Annotated in this window: 20 protein-coding genes; 7 read left to right on the top strand and 13 right to left on the bottom strand. The window is 64.9% G+C overall.

Translation table 11 applies throughout. The features are described 5' to 3' along the window. Positions 1 to 12: 12 nt before the first annotated feature. From OZN62_RS13860 to OZN62_RS13830, 7 genes are read left to right on the top strand one after another with little or no spacing between them, the layout of a single operon-like run. Complete coding sequence (locus OZN62_RS13860) at positions 13 to 2850, top strand: 2-oxoglutarate dehydrogenase E1 component (RefSeq protein WP_269100516.1); 2838 nt, start codon at positions 13 to 15, stop codon at positions 2848 to 2850. A gap of 11 nt (positions 2851 to 2861) precedes the next feature. After that, positions 2862 to 4085, top strand: coding sequence for a 2-oxoglutarate dehydrogenase complex dihydrolipoyllysine-residue succinyltransferase (gene odhB / locus OZN62_RS13855; RefSeq protein ID WP_269100515.1), 1224 nt, complete (start codon positions 2862 to 2864; stop codon positions 4083 to 4085). 10 nt (positions 4086 to 4095) lie between these two features. Continuing rightward, positions 4096 to 5493 carry a dihydrolipoyl dehydrogenase gene (gene lpdA, locus OZN62_RS13850; protein WP_269100514.1) on the top strand — a complete coding sequence of 466 codons (1398 nt, stop codon included), beginning with the start codon at positions 4096 to 4098 and terminating at the stop codon, positions 5491 to 5493. Between the two features lie 18 nt (positions 5494 to 5511). Next, positions 5512 to 6333: a hypothetical protein gene (locus OZN62_RS13845; RefSeq protein WP_269100513.1), complete on the top strand. Its 822-nt coding sequence runs from the start codon at positions 5512 to 5514 to the stop codon at positions 6331 to 6333. Continuing rightward, the gene (locus tag OZN62_RS13840) at positions 6330 to 6758 is read left to right on the top strand and encodes a VOC family protein (protein ID WP_269100512.1); all 429 of its coding nucleotides are present in this window, start codon (positions 6330 to 6332) and stop codon (positions 6756 to 6758) included. Before OZN62_RS13845 ends, OZN62_RS13840 begins: the two co-directional genes overlap by 4 nt. A gap of 32 nt (positions 6759 to 6790) precedes the next feature. Further along, a complete protein-coding gene (locus OZN62_RS13835) occupies positions 6791 to 7474 on the top strand; it encodes a PepSY domain-containing protein (protein ID WP_269100511.1) in 684 nt (227 codons plus the stop codon). Continuing rightward, positions 7471 to 8106 carry a trimeric intracellular cation channel family protein gene (locus OZN62_RS13830; protein WP_269100509.1) on the top strand — a complete coding sequence of 212 codons (636 nt, stop codon included), beginning with the start codon at positions 7471 to 7473 and terminating at the stop codon, positions 8104 to 8106. Before OZN62_RS13835 ends, OZN62_RS13830 begins: the two co-directional genes overlap by 4 nt. Here OZN62_RS13830 and OZN62_RS13825 read toward each other — a convergent pair. The 13 genes from OZN62_RS13825 to rpmD form a co-directional block, all read right to left on the bottom strand. Beyond that, the gene (locus OZN62_RS13825; RefSeq protein WP_269100508.1) at positions 8103 to 8936 is read right to left on the bottom strand and encodes a hypothetical protein; all 834 of its coding nucleotides are present in this window, start codon (positions 8934 to 8936) and stop codon (positions 8103 to 8105) included. The genes OZN62_RS13830 and OZN62_RS13825 overlap by 4 nt on opposite strands. 88 nt (positions 8937 to 9024) lie before the next feature. Beyond that, positions 9025 to 9618 (bottom strand): hypothetical protein, encoded by a 594-nt coding sequence (locus OZN62_RS13820; protein WP_269100507.1) that lies wholly within the window; start codon positions 9616 to 9618, stop codon positions 9025 to 9027. Between the two features lie 131 nt (positions 9619 to 9749). Continuing rightward, on the bottom strand, positions 9750 to 11813 hold the full coding sequence (locus OZN62_RS13815) for a prolyl oligopeptidase family serine peptidase (RefSeq protein ID WP_269100506.1): 2064 nt from the start codon (positions 11811 to 11813) through the stop codon (positions 9750 to 9752). A gap of 144 nt (positions 11814 to 11957) precedes the next feature. After that, positions 11958 to 13325, bottom strand: a complete 1368-nt coding sequence (locus OZN62_RS13810; protein ID WP_269100505.1) for a serine hydrolase domain-containing protein — start codon at positions 13323 to 13325, stop codon at positions 11958 to 11960. Between the two features lie 86 nt (positions 13326 to 13411). After that, positions 13412 to 13831 (bottom strand): 50S ribosomal protein L17, encoded by a 420-nt coding sequence (rplQ, locus tag OZN62_RS13805; protein WP_269100504.1) that lies wholly within the window; start codon positions 13829 to 13831, stop codon positions 13412 to 13414. Between the two features lie 89 nt (positions 13832 to 13920). Further along, positions 13921 to 14976 (bottom strand): DNA-directed RNA polymerase subunit alpha, encoded by a 1056-nt coding sequence (locus OZN62_RS13800; RefSeq protein ID WP_269100503.1) that lies wholly within the window; start codon positions 14974 to 14976, stop codon positions 13921 to 13923. Between the two features lie 110 nt (positions 14977 to 15086). After that, entirely contained in the window at positions 15087 to 15476 is a 390-nt protein-coding gene (gene rpsK, locus OZN62_RS13795; RefSeq protein WP_047003266.1) for a 30S ribosomal protein S11, read from the bottom strand. 51 nt (positions 15477 to 15527) lie between these two features. Beyond that, on the bottom strand, positions 15528 to 15896 hold the full coding sequence (rpsM, locus tag OZN62_RS13790) for a 30S ribosomal protein S13 (RefSeq protein WP_269100502.1): 369 nt from the start codon (positions 15894 to 15896) through the stop codon (positions 15528 to 15530). A gap of 284 nt (positions 15897 to 16180) precedes the next feature. After that, positions 16181 to 16729 carry an SRPBCC family protein gene (locus tag OZN62_RS13785; protein ID WP_269100501.1) on the bottom strand — a complete coding sequence of 183 codons (549 nt, stop codon included), beginning with the start codon at positions 16727 to 16729 and terminating at the stop codon, positions 16181 to 16183. A 36-nt stretch (positions 16730 to 16765) separates the two neighbouring features. Beyond that, entirely contained in the window at positions 16766 to 17416 is a 651-nt protein-coding gene (locus OZN62_RS13780) for an adenylate kinase (RefSeq protein WP_269100500.1), read from the bottom strand. A 41-nt stretch (positions 17417 to 17457) separates the two neighbouring features. Next, the gene (secY, locus tag OZN62_RS13775) at positions 17458 to 18822 is read right to left on the bottom strand and encodes a preprotein translocase subunit SecY (protein WP_269100497.1); all 1365 of its coding nucleotides are present in this window, start codon (positions 18820 to 18822) and stop codon (positions 17458 to 17460) included. Positions 18823 to 18926: 104 nt separating this feature from the next. After that, complete coding sequence (rplO, locus tag OZN62_RS13770; protein WP_269100495.1) at positions 18927 to 19412, bottom strand: 50S ribosomal protein L15; 486 nt, start codon at positions 19410 to 19412, stop codon at positions 18927 to 18929. Positions 19413 to 19460: 48 nt separating this feature from the next. After that, on the bottom strand, positions 19461 to 19649 hold the full coding sequence (gene rpmD / locus OZN62_RS13765; RefSeq protein WP_269100494.1) for a 50S ribosomal protein L30: 189 nt from the start codon (positions 19647 to 19649) through the stop codon (positions 19461 to 19463). Positions 19650 to 19651 lie beyond the last annotated feature (2 nt).

Raw genomic sequence — 19651 nt, 5'->3', positions numbered from 1 at the left:
CGAGGTAGAGACATGGGTAAAGAGCCGAACAACTTCCTTCCCGAACTTCCGCACCAGGAAGGGCCGCAGGCCGGTCCGTCCTGGGGCAACCCGCGCTGGCCGCTGATCGATGATACGGGCGACCTTAACGGCGCGATGGACCCCACCGACATGGTGGCGGTGGTGAAGGAAGCCGCGGCCAAGGCCGGCAAGCCGACCGATACCCGCAGCATCGAGGAAGCCTGTCGCAACTCGATCCAGGCGATGATGCTCATCCGCCTCTATCGCGTGCGCGGCCACCTGGCGGCCGATCTCGACCCGCTGCACCTCAGCCACGTCAACGAGCCGGCGGACCTGTCGCTCAAGTGGCACGGGTTCGACGGGCAGGAAGACAAGGAAGTCTTCGTCGGCGGTGCCTTCGGCTTCGAATGGGTGAAGGTTGGCGATCTCTACAAGACCCTGCGCGCCACCTATTGCGGCCATGTCGGCCTCGAATACATGCACATCAACGACACCGAAGAGCGTCGTTTCCTGCAGGAAAAGTTCGAAAGCCCCGGCGACACCATCCAGTTCACGCCGGAAGGCAAGCGCGCCATCCTGGCGGCCGTGATCCGCGGCGAGGAATACGAGAAGTTCCTCGGCAAGAAGTATGTCGGCACCAAGCGTTTCGGCCTCGACGGCGGCGAAGCGATGATCCCGGCACTGGAAGCCGTGATCAAGTACGGCGGCTCCATGGGCGTGCGCGAGATCATCTACGGCATGGCTCACCGCGGCCGCCTGAACGTGCTCGCCAACGTGATGGCCAAGCCCTACCGCGTGATCTTCCACGAATTCTCCGGTGGCAGCGCCAACCCCGACGATGTCGGCGGTTCGGGCGACGTGAAGTACCACCTCGGCACCAGCACCGACCGCGAATTCGACGGCATCAAGGTGCACATGTCGCTGGTCCCCAACCCCAGCCACCTCGAAGCGGTGAACCCCGTGGTGCTGGGCAAGACCCGCGCGCAGCAGGCCTTCCGCGACGACCTGGCGCAGCACGAGCAGGTGCTGCCGGTGCTGATCCACGGCGACGCCGCCTTCGCGGGCCAGGGCGTGGTCTGGGAATGCTTCGGCCTGTCGGGCGTGCGCGGCTATTCCACCGGCGGTTGCATCCACTTCGTGATCAACAACCAGATCGGCTTCACCACAAGCCCCAAGTTCGCGCGTTCGTCGCCTTACCCGTCGGACGTCGCCAAGGGCGTCCAGGCGCCGATCCTGCACGTCAACGGCGACGATCCCGAAGCGGTGACCTTCGCCTGCAAGCTGGCCGTGGAATACCGCCAGAAGTTCAAGCGCGACATCGTCATCGACATGTGGTGCTATCGCCGCTTCGGCCACAACGAGGGCGACGAGCCGAGCTTCACCCAGCCGCTGATGTACAAGGAAATCCGCAAGCATCCGCGCGTCTCGGAAATCTATTCCGAGCGCCTGAAGGATGAAGGCGTAATCGAGGCGGGCACCGCGCCCGAACTGCGCGACGAGTTCATCGCCCTGCTCGACGAGGAATTCGAGGCGGGCAAGAGCTACAAGCCCAACGAGGTCGACTGGTTCGCCGGTCGCTGGAGCGGGCTGCACAAGCCGGCCGATCCGGAGACCGCGCGCCGCAACGTGCACACCGCGATCGAGGAGAAGCTGTTCAACTCGCTCGGCCGCACGCTGACCACCGTCCCCGAGGATCACAAGATCCACAAGACGCTGCAACGCGTGCTCGATGCCAAGCGCGAGATGTTCGAGAGCGGCGAAGGCTTCGACTGGGCCACCGCGGAGGCGCTCGCCTTCGGCAGCCTCGTGACCGAAGGCTTCGGTGTGCGCCTGTCGGGCCAGGATTCGGGTCGCGGCACCTTCAGCCAGCGCCACGCCATCTGGGTCGACCAGGAAAACGAGGAAAAGTACATTCCCCTCGCCACCCTGCCGCACGGCAAGTTCGAGGTGTACGATTCCACGCTGAGCGAATTCGGCGTGCTCGGCTTCGAATACGGCTTTGCCCTGGCCGACCCGAAGACGCTGGTGCTGTGGGAAGCGCAGTTCGGCGACTTCGCCAACGGCGCGCAGATCATGATCGACCAGTTCATCGCCGCCGGCGAGGTCAAGTGGCAGCGCGCCAACGGCCTGGTGATGCTGCTGCCGCACGGTTACGAGGGCCAGGGCCCGGAGCACTCCTCTGCCCGCCTCGAACGCTTCCTGCAGCTGTGCGCGAACGACAACATCCAGGTCTGCAACATCACCAGCCCGGCCAACTACTTCCACGTGCTGCGCCGACAGATGCTGCGTCCGTTCCGCAAGCCGCTGATCATCATGACGCCCAAGAGCCTGCTGCGTCACCCGGCGGCGAAGAGCGATGCCGACAAGTTCATGGGCGACAGCCACTTCATGCGCATCCTGTCGGACAAGACTCCGGTCGCCGACGACAAGGTACGCCGCCTCGTGCTGTGTTCGGGCAAGGTCGCCTACGACCTGATGGAAAAGCGCGACGAGGAAGGCATCGACGATGTCTCCATCGTGCGCATCGAGCAGCTCTATCCCTTCCCCGGCGAACCGCTGGCAGTGCGCCTGAAGCGCATGAAGAACCTCGAAGAGGTGGTCTGGTGCCAGGAAGAGCCGAAGAACAACGGCGCCTGGTTCTTCGTCGAAAGCCGTATCGAGGAAGCGCTCGTCGCCGCCGGACACAAGGGCATGCGCCCCAGCTATGCCGGTCGCGAGGAAGCGGCCTCCACCGCCACCGGCTTCGCCAAGCGCCACCAGGCGCAGCAGGAAGCCCTCGTATCCGTCGCGCTGGGCCTGTCCACGCGTGGCAAGACCCAGGCGCAGCGCGCCAGCAAGACCAAAGCCTGAGGAAGTAGCTTATGGCCACCGAAGTCAAAGTCCCCACCCTTGGTGAGTCGGTCACCGAAGCCACCGTCGGCGAATGGCTGAAGAACGTCGGCGATGCCGTGGAAGCGGACGAGCCGATTGCCAGCCTCGAAACCGACAAGGTGGCGGTCGAAGTGCCCTCGCCCGTCGCCGGGGTGATTTCCGAGCTGACCGTCGAGCTGGGCGCCACCGTCGAAGTCGGCGCGATCATCGCCAGGGTCGAGGAAGGCGCCACGGCTGCAGCCGCGCCCGCCAAGGCCAAGGCCGAGCCCGCTACGGAGACCAAGGCCGAAGCGCCTGCCGCGACCGACGGCTCCGTCACCATGTCGCCCGCCGTGCGCCGCGCGGTGCTGGAACACGGCGTCGATCCCACCACGATCAAGGGCACCGGCAAGGACGGCCGCCTGACCAAGGAAGACGTGCTGGCCGCAGCCAAGGCCAAGGACGCCGGTGGCAGCGCCCCTGCCGCAGCTCCCGCCGCAGCCGCTGCGCCGGCTCCCGCCGCGGCCAAGGGCGAGCGCCGCGAGGAGCGCGTCAAGATGACGCGCATGCGCCAGACCATCGCCAAGCGGCTGAAGGGCGCACAGGAAAACGCCGCGCTGCTGACCACCTTCAACGATTGCGACATGACCGCCGTGATCGAGGCGCGCGAAGCCTACAAGGACCTATTCGCCAAGAAGCACGGCATCAAGCTCGGCTTCATGAGCTTCTTCGCCAAGGCCGCCGCGCTGGCGCTGAAGGACGTGCCCGCCGTCAACGCCTACATCGACGGCGACGAGATCGTGTACCACGACTATGTCGACCTGTCGGTGGCGGTATCGGCCCCCAACGGCCTGGTGGTGCCGGTGGTCCGCTCCATCGACCAGATGAGCTTCGCCGAGATCGAGCTGGCCATCGCCGACTTCGGCAAGCGCGCCAAGGAAGGCACGCTGACCATGGAAGACATGCAGGGCGGCACCTTCACCATCTCCAACGGCGGCGTGTTCGGATCGCTGATGTCGACCCCGATCATCAACCCGCCGCAGTCCGCCGTGCTGGGCCTGCACCGCATCGAGGACCGCCCCGTCGCCGTGAACGGCGAGGTGGTGATCCGCCCGATGATGTACCTGGCGCTGAGCTACGACCACCGCATCATCGACGGTCGCGAGGCCGTGACCGCACTCAAGATCATGAAGGAAGCGATCGAAGATCCGATGCGGATGCTGATCGACCTCTGAGGTATTGGAAATGGCTGAATACGACTACGACGTCCTCATCATCGGTGCCGGCCCCGGCGGTTATGTCGCCGCGATCCGCGCCGCGCAGCTGGGCCTGAAGGTGGCTTGCGCGGAGAGCCGCGAGACGCTGGGCGGCACCTGCCTCAACGTCGGCTGCATTCCCTCCAAGGCCATGTTGCACGCTTCGGAATACTTCGATGCTGCCGCCAATGGCGCGATGGCCGACATGGGCATCGAGGTGACGCCGAAGCTGAACCTCGAGAAGATGCACGGCCAGCGCATCGATGCTGTCGGCGGCCTGACCAAGGGCATCGAGTTCCTGTTCAAGAAGAACAAGGTCGACTGGAAGAAGGGCCACGCCAAGTTCGTGGATGCCCACACCGTCGAAATCGCAGGCGAGAAAGTGACGGCGAAGGAAGTGGTCATCGCCACCGGTTCCAGCGTCACTCCCCTGCCCGGCGTCGAAGTCGACAATGCCAAGGGCGTGGTGGTCGATTCCACCGGCGCGCTGGAACTGCCTGCCGTGCCCAAGCACATGGTCGTCATCGGCGGCGGCGTGATCGGGCTGGAACTGGGCAGCGTGTGGCGCCGCCTGGGCGCCAAGGTCACCTGCGTCGAATTCCTCGACGAGATCCTGCCGGGCATGGATGACGATATCCGCAAGGAGGCCCGCAAGATCTTCAAGAAGCAGGGTATCGAGTTCAAGCTCGGCACCAAGGTCACCGGCTGCAAGGTCAAGGGCAAGACCGCCACGCTGACCATGGAACCGGCCAAGGGCGGCGATGCCGAGGAGCTGAAGGCCGATTGCGTACTCGTTTCCATCGGCCGCAAGCCCAATACCGAAGGCCTGGGGCTGGAGAACATCGGGCTGGAGACCAACCAGCGCGGCCAGATCGAGATCGACCACGAATTCCGCACCAGTGTCGACGGCGTGCGTGCCATCGGTGACGTGGTGCCCGGCCCCATGCTGGCCCACAAGGCCGAGGATGAAGGCATCGCGGTCGCCGAATGGATCGCCGGCGAAACCGGCATCGTGAACCACGATGTGATCCCCAGCGTCGTCTACACTTGGCCCGAAATCGCCGGCGTCGGCCTGACCGAGGCCCAGGCCAAGGAAAAGGGCTCGGTCAAGACCAGCAAGTTCCCGATGATGGCCAACAGCCGCGCCAAGACCAATCACGAGCCGGACGGCTTCGTAAAGGTGATCGCCGATGCGGAAACGGACCGCGTACTGGGCATCTGGGCCATCGCCAGCGTCGCCGGCACGATGATTGCCGAGGCCGCGCTCGCCATGGAATTCGGCGCCACTTCGGAAGACATCGCCTACACCTGCCACGCGCACCCGACCCATTCGGAAGCGCTGAAGGAAGCGGCGATGGGCGTGCAGGGCAAGCCGATCCACATCTGATGAAGGGGCGGCGCTGACATGCCGTCCATGCGCGAGCGACTGCCGGCGCTGGCCGCCATGGCCGTGCCCACCCTTGCCGGGGCGGCATGGATGGCCGCCAGCGGAGCGCCCGCGCATTATGCCACCACCAATCTCGCCGTGCTGGCAGGCGCCTGCGGCTGGATGCTGGTCGGACGCGGGCCGCATACCGCGCTCAGCCGCCACATGCTGCTCGCCACGCTGCTGGTGATCATGCTCAGTCCGCTCGCCGTCGGGCCGGAAATGACTTCCGTCACCGGCGACCGCGTGGTGCGCTGGTTCCCCATGGGCGCGATCAACCTGCATGTCGGCATGTTCGTCGTGCCCTCGCTCGTCCTGCTGGCGGCGCGCAACCGCTTGCTGGCGGCACCGATCCTGCTGGCAGGCCTGTTCATCGCCTTGCTGCAACCCGATGCGGGCAGCGGTTTCGCGCTCACCTTCGCCGCCATCGGCATCCACCACGTGACCAAGGACTGGAAGGTCGGCGTCACCGCCATCGTCGGATTCGTCGCCTCGGTAATGATGTCGCTGGTGGGCGAACTGCCGCCCCAGCCCTTCGTCGAGCGCGTGTTCATCGACAGCTTTTCGCAGAGCCTGTTCGTCGGCCTCGCACTGGCGCTCAGCCTTGCCGCAGGCTTTGCACTGCTCACCTTTGCCGCGCCGATGTCGCGCGAGAGCCGCTTTGCCCTTGCCGGCGCCTTGTTCGGTTTCGTGGCGATTGCCATGATGTCGCATTACCCGATGCCGCTGATCGGCTATGGTGCGGCACCGATCGCAGGCTTCGGCCTTGCCCTTGGACTACACAGGATACCGCAACGATGACGCTTTCCCCCTTCCACCTCGCCTTTCCCGTCGACAACCTGCAGGCCGCGCGCGAGTTCTGGGGTGACGTGATGGGCTGTCCCGAAGGCCGCAGCAGCGACGACTGGTGCGACTTCGATTTCTACGGCCACCAGATCGTGGCGCATCAGGCGCCCTCCATCGTCGCCAAGGCCGGCCACGGCACCAACCCGGTCGACGGCCACGATGTGCCGGTGCCGCATTTCGGCATCGTGCTGGACATGGACCAGTGGCAGGAACTGGCCGACCGCCTGATCGCCAAAGGCGTGGAGTTCGACATCAAGCCGTACATCCGTTTCAAGGGTGAGCCGGGCGAACAGGCGACCATGTTCTTCCGCGATCCCAGCGGCAATGCCATCGAGATGAAGGCCTTTGCCGACAGGTCGAAACTATTCGCCACCGACTAGTCGCAAGCGCATTCAGCCGTTAGGCCTCCGTCATGTCCCATCAGAAATTCATGCGCCTGTTCGCCAAGTGGCACATCTGGCTCGGCTGGCTGGTCGGCTTCCCCATCCTGATGTGGACCGTCACCGGCCTCATCATGGTGTGGCACCCGATCGAATATGTCCGCGGCAACCACCTGCGCGCGGAACTGCCCGCGGTGGAAACCGGCGCGCTGGTTATGCCGCAACTGACCGGCCCGGTGCAAAGCGTAACCTTGCAGAGCTTTCCCGACGGGCCGGGCTGGATCGTGATCGAGGAAGATGGCGGCCGCTTCCGCTATTCGCCCGAGGACGGCCGCCTCTACAATCCGGTGAGCGAAGACCACGCCCGCTCGATTGCCGAGGCCGCCTATGCCGGCGACGCCGCGCTGGAGGCGATCACCTATTTCCCGGCAGATGCCGCGCCGATGGACCTGCGTACACCGGTCAATTCGTGGCAGGCGCGCTTTGCCGACGACACGCACATCTACATCCACACGCAGACCGGCGAAGTGCTGGCCGTGCGCAGCGGCTGGTGGCGGGTATTCGATTTCATGTGGGGCCTGCACATCATGGACTTGGAAACGCGCGAGGATACCAGCCACCCGATCCTGATCCTGTTCGCCGCGCTGGGCGTGATCGGTTCGCTGCTGGGCTGCGTGCTGATGTTCCGCCGCCGCAAGGCCAAGGTGAAGGCATGATCGGCGCCGGCATCACCGGCCCGGTGCTGCCGCCCTTCCTCGACCTTGGCGGCACGGCTGTCTTCGCGCTGTCCGGCGCGCTGATGGCGGCGCGGCTCAACCAGACCTTCGTGACCTGCGCCTTCTTTGCCCTGCTGACCGGGGTCGGCGGCGGTTCGGTCCGCGATGCCCTGCTCGGCACGCCGGCCTTCTGGCTGCGCGATTTCTGGGTCGCACCGGTGATCCTGGGGGTGGCGCTGGTGGCCTGGTTCACCCCGCGCAAGTGGTGGGAAGGCAGCTGGCTGGAATGGGCCGACGCGCTGGGGCTGGCACTGTTCAGCGCGCTGGGGGTGGCCAAGGCGCTGGCCTTCGACGTCGCTCCGCTGGCGGCGATCATCCTTGGCATCGTCACTGGCTGCGTGGGCGGCATCATCCGCGACGTAATCGCCGGCGTGCCTTCCATCCTGATGCGGCCCGAGCTTTACGTCACCGCCGCCGCGCTGTCTGCCTCGCTATGCGCGGGATTGATCCTGCTCGGCATAACGCAAGCCATCGCCATGGCAGTGGCCGCTGCGGCAGGTTTCGCCCTGCGCGGTGCAGCCATGGTCTGGCAGATCGAGCTGCCCGCCTATGCGAGAGAGGTCAGCGACTAGCTTTCGCGGAAATCGGGAGCTTCGGCGGTGCTGTAGCGACCATCGCCTTCCCAAGTGCTGTCGCCCTCCAGGTCGCCATCGACCTGCCAGTTCGCATCGTAGCCTTCCTCGCCCGGCAGCGGGCCGCCCGGATAGGCCGGGCGCGGATCGCCTGCGGCAGGCGCGGTGGGTGTGTCAGGATAGCTGTAGCCCTGATCGGCGGGCGTGGTGGTGGTGGCGCGGGCGCGGGCGTAGGCGGCATCGCTCAGCTGGCCCTGTGACGCCCCCGGCGCGGCTGCGCCCGGAACCTGCGAGTAGTCTACCTCGCCATAGTCGATCCGGCGGATTTCCCCGCCGTTGTCGATCCAGCAGGACCAGCGCTCGCCATTGTCGAGCCGGCCGCTGACGTTCCAGCCAGAGGTATCCCGATTGGCCTGGTCGACGCTCTCGACGCGGTTGTCGCGATATTCGACCTGGTCGATACACATGTCGACCGCACTCTCGACGCCCCGGCTCTCGTAGCCGCGGTCACGGCGGTCGTAACGTGCGTCTTCGCGGCGATAGTCGCGGTCGCGATCCCGGTCGCGGCTGCGCGAGGAACCGATGATGGCGGCAAGTGCGCCCAGCACCACGACACCGGCCACGACATCGCCGGCATCGATGCCGCGATCACGGCGGTGGCGATAGCGGCGGTAGCGGTGGTTGTTCAGCTCACCCGCATCGCCGGTCTGCACCTGGGCATCGCCGATGGCGATATGCGGCAGCTCGGCAGCGGCGGCCGGCGTTGCGGCCATGGAAAGCGCGGCGGCCATGGCGGCGGCGCTGGCTAGTCTGGATGGGTGGAATGCCATGTCGATCCCCCTTGGGTTGCAGATAGGACTAGGCGGTCCAGACTGACTTCAGCCTGAACCGCCCTGGTTCGTGGTTTAGGGTTGGCGATCAAAGCCCGCGGATGCCGCGAACATCGACGTCGACTACCCGACCGCGACGGACATCGCACTTGAAGCGGCCTTCGTCCCAACCGTCGTTGCGATAGCCGCGACGGTAGTCGTGGCGGCCCCAGCCGCGCCGGTCGTGCCGGCCCCAGCCTTCACGGACGGCGAGACGGCCTTCGACTTCGTAGCCACGCCGTTCACGGTCGACATCGCGGATTTCGTAGACCTCTGCGCGGCTGCCCGAACGGCGCTGCGCATAGCGTTCCACGGCGCGGACGCACATCTCGACGGCATCGCGGCTCGAATAGCCATAGCCACCGCGATAATCGCCGCGATAGTCGCGATAGTCGCCGCGGTAGCCGCGACGGTCATAGCGGTAGTCACGATGGTAGCGGTCATTGTCGGCCGAGGCGATGATGGCGGCCAGGCCACCCAGGACCACGGCACCGGCAATCACTTCACCGGCGGAAATGCCGTCGCGGTCACGGTCGCGGTGGCGATCCTGTGCGGCTGCGGGAGACGCCGAGGCCACGGCCATCGCGCCAGCCGCGACGGTTGCAAGCGTGCCCTTGGCGAAGGCTTTGGTAATGGACTTCATGAGGCTTCTCCTTCTCGTCCCGGTGACGGAATTGCCACCTGTGAGAAGGGGTCTAGGCGAGTCGCGGTGAGGTGACGCTGAACTCGCGCGTTAGCCAATGTTCATAAAAGTCGTATTTTACCTGAACAACCTTACTCGCCCGGTTGCAGCCCGGTCCAATAAGCAAGAAATGCCGCAATGTCAGATGCTTCGGCGATCTGCTTGTCGGTCGGCTTGCCCGAACCATGGCCCGCGCGGGTCTCGATCCGGATCAGTTGCGGACGCTCTCCCAGCTCCTCCGCCTGCAAGGCGGCGGTGTACTTGAAGCTGTGTCCGGGCACCACACGGTCATCCGTATCGGCAGTGGTCACCAGCAGGGCCGGATAATCCGTATCGGGCCGGATGTTGTGCAGCGGGGAATAGGCCCGCAAGATGCGCCAGTCTTCCTCGCGGTCCGGATAGCCGTAGTCGTCCACCCAGTAGCGGCCCGCCGTCCACTGGTCGAAGCGCAGCATGTCCATCACGCCCACGGCGGCGTTGCCGGCAGCGAACAGGTCCGGGCGCTGGTTCACAACCGCGCCCACCAGCAGACCGCCGTTGGAGCCGCCCTGGATGGCGAGGCCGCCTTCCGGCGTCACACCCTCGGCGATCAGGAATTCGCCGGCAGCGATGAAATCGTCAAACACGTTCTGCTTGTTCGCGCGGCGCCCGCCATCGTGCCACGCCTTACCGTATTCGCCACCGCCCCGAATGTTGGCGAGCGCAAAGGCACCTCCCGCTTCCACCCATGCCAGGCGGCTGGCGGAGAAGCCGGGAGTGAGCGAGACGTCGAAGCCGCCATAGCCATAAAGCAAGGTGGGCACGGCCTCGCCGCTGGCGGCAACATCGGCGCGACGCACGATGAACATAGGCACGCGGGTGCCGTCCCTGCTCTCGTAGAAGCGCTGTTCGACAACGAAGTCATCGGGATTGAAGGCCAGCTCCGGCTCGGCGAACACGCTGCTGTCACCGCCGGCGACATCGTAGCGATAGATGGTGGCCGGGCGGTTGAAGCTGGAGAAGCTGTAGAACATCTCCGGGCTATCCGGATTGCCATGGAAACCGCTGGCGCTGCCGATACCGGCGAACTCAATCTCGCGCACCAGCTCGCCGTCCAGCGTGTGAACATAGGCGGCGGAGGACGCGTCCTCGAGGTATTCGATCACCAGGTGACCGCCGACCAGCGAGGCGTCGGCAATCGGCTGTTCGCGTTCGGCGATCACCTCGGTCCAGCCAGCCTCGACATTGTCCATGTCGATCGAGATGACGCGGTAGAGCGGCGCATCCTTGTTGGTGGTGAAGAACAGGCGGGAACCGACCGAGTCGATGATGCCCCAGCTGTCCTCGAAACCGGTGACCAGCGGGCGGGCGCCCCAGCCAGCGGCAAGGTCGATCACGTGCACCTCGTAACGGGCGTCGGTGCCGGTGGAGGAGGAAACGATTGCCCAGCGGCCATCGGTGGTGGTCTGCGCGGTGTGGTTGCGTTCGGGGAAGTCGGGCGTCGCGAAGACCAGCTGGTCATCGGCCTGCGCGCTGCCCAGCGCGTGGTAATAGACCGCCTGGTCCATGTTCAACGCCTGGAAGTCCTCGCCCTCCTCCGGTTCGGGGAAACGCGAATAGAGGAAACCTTCCTCACCCACCCAAGCGAGCGAGGTGAACTTGGCCCAGCGGATCTCGCCGCCGATCTGTTCGCCGGTATCGACATCCAGCACCCGCAGGATGCGCCAGTCGGTGCCGCCATCCTGCACGGAGTAGAGCAGCTTGGAACCGTCGGGCGACGGCACCCAGCCGGACAGCGCGGTGGCGCCGTCGTCGGCCCACTCGTTGGGATCGATCAGCAGGCGCGGCTCGGCTTCCAAGCTGTCGCGCACATAGAGCGGCGACTGGTTCTGCAGGCCCGAGTTGCCAGTGTAGAAATAGCGCCCGCCGCGCTCTACGGGCACCGAGAAGCGTTGGAAATCGTAGAGCTCGCCAATGCGCTGGGTGAACCAGTCGCGCGCCGGCAGCGCGTCGAGATAGGCGTGGGTGACGGCGTTCTGCGCTTCCACCCACTCGGCCACCTCTTCGCTGTTGCGGACGTCCTCTTCCAGCCAGCGATAGGGATCGGCCACTTCCTCTCCGAAGTACGTCTCGACGACGTCGCCCCGGCGGGTTTCGGGATAGTCAGGTGCAGTCATGTCCTGGGCACTAGCGGGAATGGCGGCAGCGGCAAGCGCCGCAGCGGCTGCGATAAGTTGGCGAGACATGCGACCTCGAATTAGCAGTTTGTTTTCATGTGCTAATTGGGAAGAGGACGCAGCAAATTCAATGCGGACGAAGGACTAGTTTTCCAGCGACACCAGCACGTCGCGGGTGAAGGCAGCGATGTCGAAGCCGGAGCCGCCCGCCGGGTCTTCCCCACGCCTGACGATCACCAGGTCTTCCGACGGGATGACGACAATGTACTGCCCCCGATTGCCGCGCGCGGCGAAGGCGTCGTCCGGGATGCCCTCCATGCCGCGCATGGTCCACCAGCCCGCGCCATAGCCCCACGCACCGTCAGGCTGCGGACCGCTGGGATCGGAGACATATTGCACCCAGCCTTCGGGCAGCACGCGCGTACCATTGGGCAAGACGCCGTCGTTGAGGTGGAGCTGGCCGAGCCGAACCAGGTCACGCGCGGTCGCCCACACCTGGCTGGAGAGGATGTAATTGCCCTGCCAGTCGGTCTCGGCGACAGTGTGGCGCATTCTCAGAAGGTCGAACAGTTCGGCAGGCGGATGGGACGCGAAGGTGTCCTCGATGGCCTGGATGGCGATCAGCGTATCGTTGTTGGCATAACGGAACACCGTTCCCGGCGCGTGCATCAGCGGCCAGTTCACCGTCCGCTCGTCCACCGTCGCGCCGCCGAAATAGAGCGGATCGGTGCGGTTGCCCGGCGTGTCCGAATAACGCCCGGTCGCCATGCGCAGGCCGTGATCGATGGTGATCGCGCGGCGCGGGTCGGTGTCGTCGATGCCCAGCCCGGCGCCGTCGACAACGTCCGCCTCGCCGCGGTGCACCGCCGCGCCGACGATGGTGGCGGCAATGCTCTTGGCGACCGACCAAGTACGCTGCGGGACTTCCGGGCCGAACCCGTCGGCATAGAATTCGAATCGGCCATCCGGCAGCTGGGGGCTGGAAACGATGATGGCGGTGGTGCGGCTGTCTGCGCCGTAACTTCCGTCAAAGGCGCGGTTTACCAGGTCCCGGTCGGAGACGTTCTGCCTGTGCCGCAGGATCGAGCGTATCCGCGGCTGCTCGGCAGCTTCAAGCGGCGCCAAGGTCGCGGGATCGAATCCGATGGGGTGGATCGAGCACCCCTCCCCCGGCGCGTGCACCGCCACGCGGGGCGGCAGGTCGGCAGACCAGTCGGCGGTGACATAGTGCACGATGCCGCCTTCGCTCCGCACGATCTCGTACGGCATCTCGCGCACCATGTCGTCGAGCGGGTCCTGGATGCCGGTCAGTTCCCACTGCGCCACGTGATCGGGATCGCGGGTTCCCCCGTTGCGCTCGGCATTGGCGATAGCGCCGCACAGGAACAGCGCCTTGTAGCCGGCGGCCATGGCGCGATCGTTGGTAGCGTCGAGCTCGCTCTGCGAAACCTGTGCAGTGGCCGGAGCGGCGATGAGCAGCGTGGCCGCTGCAAGGATGGTGGTGCGGATCATGCGCGACCTTGTGCCACGAACCGCGCAAAAGAAAAGGGCCACCGGATTGCTCCGGCGGCCCTTCGCTTGTTCATGGTCACGCAGACTTAGGCGTCTTCGTATTCGTCCTCGGTCATCACCGGGCCGCTGTCCTGGCCCTTCGCCTCTTCGTCGCGGTCGACGAGTTCGATGTAGGCGATGGCGGCGGCGTCGCTCTCGCGGTAGCCGGCCTTGATGATGCGGGTGTAGCCGCCGTCACGATCCTTGTAGCGGTCGGCCAGCACTTCGAAGAGCTTCTTTTCCTGCGTCTCGTCCATCAGGCGGCTGTGCGCCAGGCGACGGTTCGACAGGCCACCACGCTTGGCCAGCGTGATCAGCTTCTCGACGTAGGGACGCAGTTCCTTGGCCTTGGCCGTGGTGGTGAGGATCTGCTCGTGCTTGATCAGCGCGGCAGCCATGTTGCGGAACATGGCAGTGCGGTGCTGCGACTTGCGGCTGAGCTTACGGCCGGAAATACCGTGACGCATATTCTATACTCCAGTTCGAAAAGGGCCCGTCTTACGGAAGCCCAGTGCAGGCCGGAAAACGGGGTCCGGCCCATGCCCCTTTGCGGCAATTAGCCGAGCAGTTCCTGCTCCAGCTTCTTGGCCATTTCTTCGATGTTCTCGGGCGGCCATCCGGGGATGTCCATGCCGAGACGCAGACCCATGGAAGACAGGACTTCCTTGATCTCGTTGAGCGACTTGCGGCCGAAGTTCGGCGTGCGCAGCATCTCGGCTTCGGTCTTCTGGACCAGGTCGCCGATGTAGATGATGTTGTCGTTCTTGAGGCAGTTGGCCGAACGCACCGACAGTTCCAGCTCGTCGACCTTCTTGAGCAGGTAACGGTTGAGCTGGTTGGTGTCGCTTTCCTGCGGCTCTGCGGCAACGCCGATCATGGCGCTGCTCGGCTGCGGGATACCGTCCTCGAAGTGGACGAACAGCGTCAGCTGGTCCTGCAGGATGCGCGCCGCATAGGCGATCGCATCTTCCGGGGTGACGGTGCCGTCGGTCTCGATGGTCAGGCTGAGCTTGTCGAAGTCCAGTTCCTGGCCAACACGGGCGTTCTCGACCTTGTAGCTCACCTGCTTGATCGGCGAGAACAGGCTGTCGACCGGGATCAGGCCGATCGGCGCGTCGGCCGGACGGTTCTGCACGGCAGGCTGGTAGCCCTTGCCGGTGTCGGCGGTCAGCTCCATGTTGAGCGTGGCGCCTTCGTCGAGGTGGCAGATCACCAGATCCTTGTTCATCACCTCGATGTCGCCGGTAACGGCGATGTCACCGGCGGTGACTTCGGCGGGGCCGGTGGCGGAAAGCTGCAGGCGCTTGGGGCCCTCGCCTTCCATCTTCAGCGCGATCTGCTTCACGTTGAGGACGATGTCGGTGACATCCTCGCGCACGCCGGCGAGCGAGGAGAACTCGTGCAGCACGTTCTCGATCTTGATCGAGGTGATCGCAGCGCCCTGAAGGCTGGCGAGGAGGACGCGGCGCAGGGCGTTGCCCAGCGTCAGGCCGTAGCCACGCTCGAGCGGTTCGGCGACGAAGGTCGCCTTGCGCTTCTTGTCAGCGCCTTCCTTGATTTCGAGCGTGTTGGGCTTCTTCAGTTCCTGCCAGTTCTTCGTATTGACGGACATGGACTTCCCCTAAAGGTGTTTTCTGGCGCAAAGACCGCGATGTTCCGATGGAACGCCGCGGCCGATGCGAATGACTGGTTGCGGAGGCATGCCCCCGCGGCAGGCTTCGATCAGACGCGGCGACGCTTGGAAGGTCGCACGCCGTTGTGCGGGATCGGCGTCACGTCGCGGATGCTGGTGATGGTGAAGCCCACCGCCTGCAGCGCCCGGAGGGCACTTTCGCGACCGGAGCCCGGTCCCTTGATCTCCACCTCGAGGGTGCGGACGCCGTGTTCGGCGGCCTTCTTGCCGGCGTCGTCAGCGGCGACCTGCGCGGCATAGGGAGTCGACTTGCGGCTGCCCTTGAAGCCCATCATGCCGGCGCTGGACCAGCTGATCGCATTGCCCTGCGCGTCGGTGATGGTGATCATGGTGTTGTTGAAGCTGGCGTTGACGTGCGCAACACCGCTGGAAATGTTCTTCTTGTCACGGCGCCGGATGCGGCCTGGTTCGCGTGCCATCGTATCTGTTCCTTTTTAACCTAAGAAGGAAAAAGCCTGGGAGTTCCCGGCTTACTTCTTCTTGCCGGCGATCGGCTTGGCCTTACCCTTGCGGGTACGAGCGTTGGTGTGGGTGCGCTGACCGCGGACCGGCAGGCCCTTGCGGTGACGCAGGCCGCGATAGCAGGCCAGGTCCATCAGGCGCTTGATGTTCATCGCGGTGTCGCGACGCAGGTCGCCTTCCACGGTGTAATCAGCGTCGATCGTTTCACGGATCTGCAGGACTTCGGCGTCCGACAGGTCCTGCACACGGCGCGAGTGATCGATACCGAGCTTGTCGGCGATCTTCTTCGCGGTGGTGGGACCGATTCCGTGAATGTAGGTGAGCGCCACAATAACGCGCTTATTGGTGGGGATATTTACCCCGGCAATACGAGCCACTTAATTCTCCATGCTCCACAGGGACTTGAGGCCGAAGCCATCCCTATCTCATCGCTACAAAAACCCGCCCGATTGCCATGAAAGAGACTGCGGTTGGCGCGCAATTGGCTGCCGCCAGACAGTTACTGTCGATACAAATGGACGAATGGAATGCGCAGATAGGGTGATTCACCCCGCGCGTCAACAGGCGAAAGCGAGCAAACGGGCCTTGCCGTCGCTCGCGGGAGCCTTTTGCTCCGATAGGCACCTTATAGACCGTCAGCGCGGCCTAGTCAAAACGCCTATTAACCCTCCTCCACCGGTCCGCCGAGCAGAGCGACCAGCTCACCGAGGAATTCCGACTGCACGCCGTCCACCACCGGCCCGAACTGCGCGACCGGGAAGCGCGCCTCGCCCCCGGTGATGTAGTCCCAGGTGATGCGGGTGCCGCCCCCCACGTCTTCAAGCGTCACGGTGAGCGTGCCGGTCAGCCCTTCTGCCTGCAGCGGCCCGAGCGAACCGGACATGCGCAGTGTCGAACCGGGCATGACCGAAATCACCCGCATGTGCTCCACCGATCCGGCGGGCCAGCCATCAGCGGCGGGTATCGTTTCGCAGAAGCAGCCCCCTGCCCGCGCCTCCAGGTGCAGGTTGGCGGGGTTGTCGGACCAGGTGTGGCTCCACCAGTTTTCCGGGTGCAGCAGCGCATTCCAGACGGTGGCGCGGTCAGCTGCCACCACCGCGCTGTCGCGCGTGGCGAAGCCGCCGCTGGCGCTCTCGATCACTTCGGCATGCACGGGGGCGGACGCAGCGAGCAGTGCCCCGGCGCAAGTCGCGATGGTCGGATAGTTCATGGACCCTCCACTGATGGCAGAGGGATAGCGCGAGCGTCAGGCCGAGGCCAAGACCTTCTCGATCGCCGTCGTCACCGCATCGATGGAGGCCATGCCATCGACCCGCTGGACGATGCCCCGCTCTTCGTAGAACGGCAGGATCGGCGCGGTCTTGGCGCGGTATTCCTGCATGCGCGTGCGCACGGTTTGCTCGTTGTCGTCGGGACGCCGCTTGAACTCGGTCGAGCCGCACTTGTCGCACACGCCGGTGCTGGACGGCAGCTTGTGACGATCGTGGTAGCCCTCGCCGCACTTGGCGCAGGTGAACCGGCCGGTGACACGGTCGACCAGCGCCTCCTCGTCCACCACCAGTTCGATCACGTGGTCGAGCTTGCGGTCGTGCTTGGCGAGGATTTCGTCGAGCGACCTGGCCTGTGCCTCGGTGCGCGGATAACCGTCGAAGATGGCGCCCACGCCATCGCCCATCGCGGCCAGTTCGGCATCGATCAGGGCGGAGACGATCTCGTCGGACACCAGTTCGCCGCGTTCCATCACCGCCTTGGCCTCGAGGCCGACGGGCGTTTCCGCCTTTACCGCTGCACGCAGCATGTCGCCGGTGGAAAGCTGGCGCATGCCGTGATGCTCAACCAGCAGATTGGCCTGCGTGCCCTTGCCTGCGCCCGGAGGGCCAAGAAGGATGATGTTCATGGAAACGCGAATCCCCTCTGTGAAGAACCCCAAGCGCTAGACTAGCGCATGCGTCCCTTCAACTTCGCCTTCTTGATAAGATCGCCATACTGGTGCGCCAACAGGTGCGACTGGATCTGGCTGATGGTGTCCACCGTCACGTTCACGACGATCAGCAGGCTGGTACCGCCAAGGAACAGCGGCAGGCCCGTCTGTGCGATCATGTACTCGGGGATCACGCAGACCGCGGTCAGGTAGATCGCGCCGACCACGGTGATGCGGGTGAGCACGTAGTCGAGGTAGTCGGCGGTGCGCTTGCCCGGACGGATGCCGGGAATGAAGCCGCCATTCTTCTTCAGGTTCTCGGCGGTGTCCTCGGGGTTGAAGACCACGGCGGTGTAGAAGAAGCAGAAGAAGATGATGCCGACGGCATAGAGCGCCATGTACAGCGGCTGCCCGTGCGCCAGGTACTGGTTCAGCGTCTGGATGAACTGGCCGCTGCCGGTGGTCGTGTCGATCGAGTTGCCGGCGAACTGGGTAATCGTCAGCGGCAGCAGCAGCAGCGAGCTGGCGAAGATCGGCGGGATCACGCCGGCGGTATTCAGCTTCAGCGGCAGGTGCGAACGGTCGGCCTGCATGCCCCCGCGCTGCATGGCGCGCTTGGGATACTGGATCAGCAGGCGACGCTGCGCCCGTTCCATGAAGCAGATGAACAGGATCAGCACGATGACCATGACCACCAGGCCGGCAATCAGCACGCCGCTGATCGAGCCGGTGCGGCCGCCTTCGAACAGGTTGGCGGTGAAGGTCGGGAACTGGGCGACGATGCCCGCCATGATGATCAGCGACACGCCGTTGCCGATGCCGCGAGCGGTGATCTGTTCACCCAGCCACAGCAGGAACATGGTGCCACCCACCAGGTTGATGACGGCGACGACGCGGAACATGACGCCCGGATCGACGACAGCCTGCAGGCCGCTCTGTGCACCGTAGGCTTCCAGGCCCGAGGCAAGGAACCAGCCCTGGATCGCGCACAGGAACACCGTGCCATAGCGGGTATACTGGTTGAGCTTCTTGCGCCCGGCCTCGCCTTCCTTCTTCAGCGCCATCAGCGACGGGTGCAGCGATGCTGCCAGCTGGATGACGATGGAGGCGGTGATATAGGGCATCACGCCCAGCGCGATCAGGCTCATCCGCTCCAGCGAGCCGCCGGAGAACATGTTGAACATGTCGAGGATGCCGCCGCGCGTCTGGTCGTACAGCGTTTCCAGGATCAGCGGGTTCACGCCGGGCAGCGGAACGAAGCTGAGGAAGCGGAACACGATCAGCGCACCGATGGTGAACCAGATGCGCTGCTTGAGTTCGGTGGCCTTGCTGAAGTTTGAGAAACTCAGCGAGCTTGCAATATTGTCGGCGCGCGATGCCATGAAATGTCTTTCAAGTCCTGGTCAAACGCCGGGGCCTCCCGGCTCAGGAAGGCTAGATAGGGACGCGCAGGCCCGTTGTCGAACCCGCGCGTCCCTTTATCCGATTAATCGGCAGCTTTTTCGGCTTTCTTCGGCGCGGTCTGCTCGACCGAACCGCCGGCCTTCTCCACGGCTGCAACGGCAGACTTGGAGGCGCCGGCAACCTTGAAGGTCAGCTTCGTCTTCAGCTCGCCCTTGGCGAGGAGGCGAACGCCGTCCTTGCCACCGCGCGCCACGCCGGCAGCCTTCAGCGCCTCGTGGTCGACGGTCTTCTTGGCGTCGAGCTTCTTGTTGTCGACGAGCTTCTGCACCTGGCCCAGGTTCACCTCGGCATAGTCCTTGCCGAACGGGTTGTTGAAGCCACGCTTCGGCAGGCGCATGTGCAGCGGCATCTGGCCGCCTTCGAAGCCGTTGATCGAGACGCCCGAACGGCTCTTCTGGCCCTTCTGGCCACGGCCGCCGGTCTTGCCCTTGCCCGAGCCGATGCCGCGTCCGACGCGGATCCGGCCCTTGCGGGCGCCTTCATTGTCACGGATGTCGTTCAGTTTCATAGTCTGCACTCGCTTTCGCTGTGTTCGCGCTGGCGGACCGCCGAAGGGTTAGCCTTCGACGATCTCCACCATGTGCGGCACCTTCTTGATGGCGCCGCGCACTTCGGGGGTGTCCTGCAGTTCAACGACCTTGTGCATCTTGTTGAGGCCCAGGCCGATGAGGATCTTGCGCTGATCCTTCGGACGACGGATCGGCGAACCGATCTGCTTGATCTTGATGGTTTTCTTGGCAGCCATCT

It is taken from the genome of Aurantiacibacter sp. MUD11 (assembly GCF_026967575.1).
Lineage (GTDB): Bacteria > Pseudomonadota > Alphaproteobacteria > Sphingomonadales > Sphingomonadaceae > Alteraurantiacibacter.
Note: the sequence above shows the minus strand (reverse complement) of the source record. Positions and strands in the feature narration are given on the sequence as shown.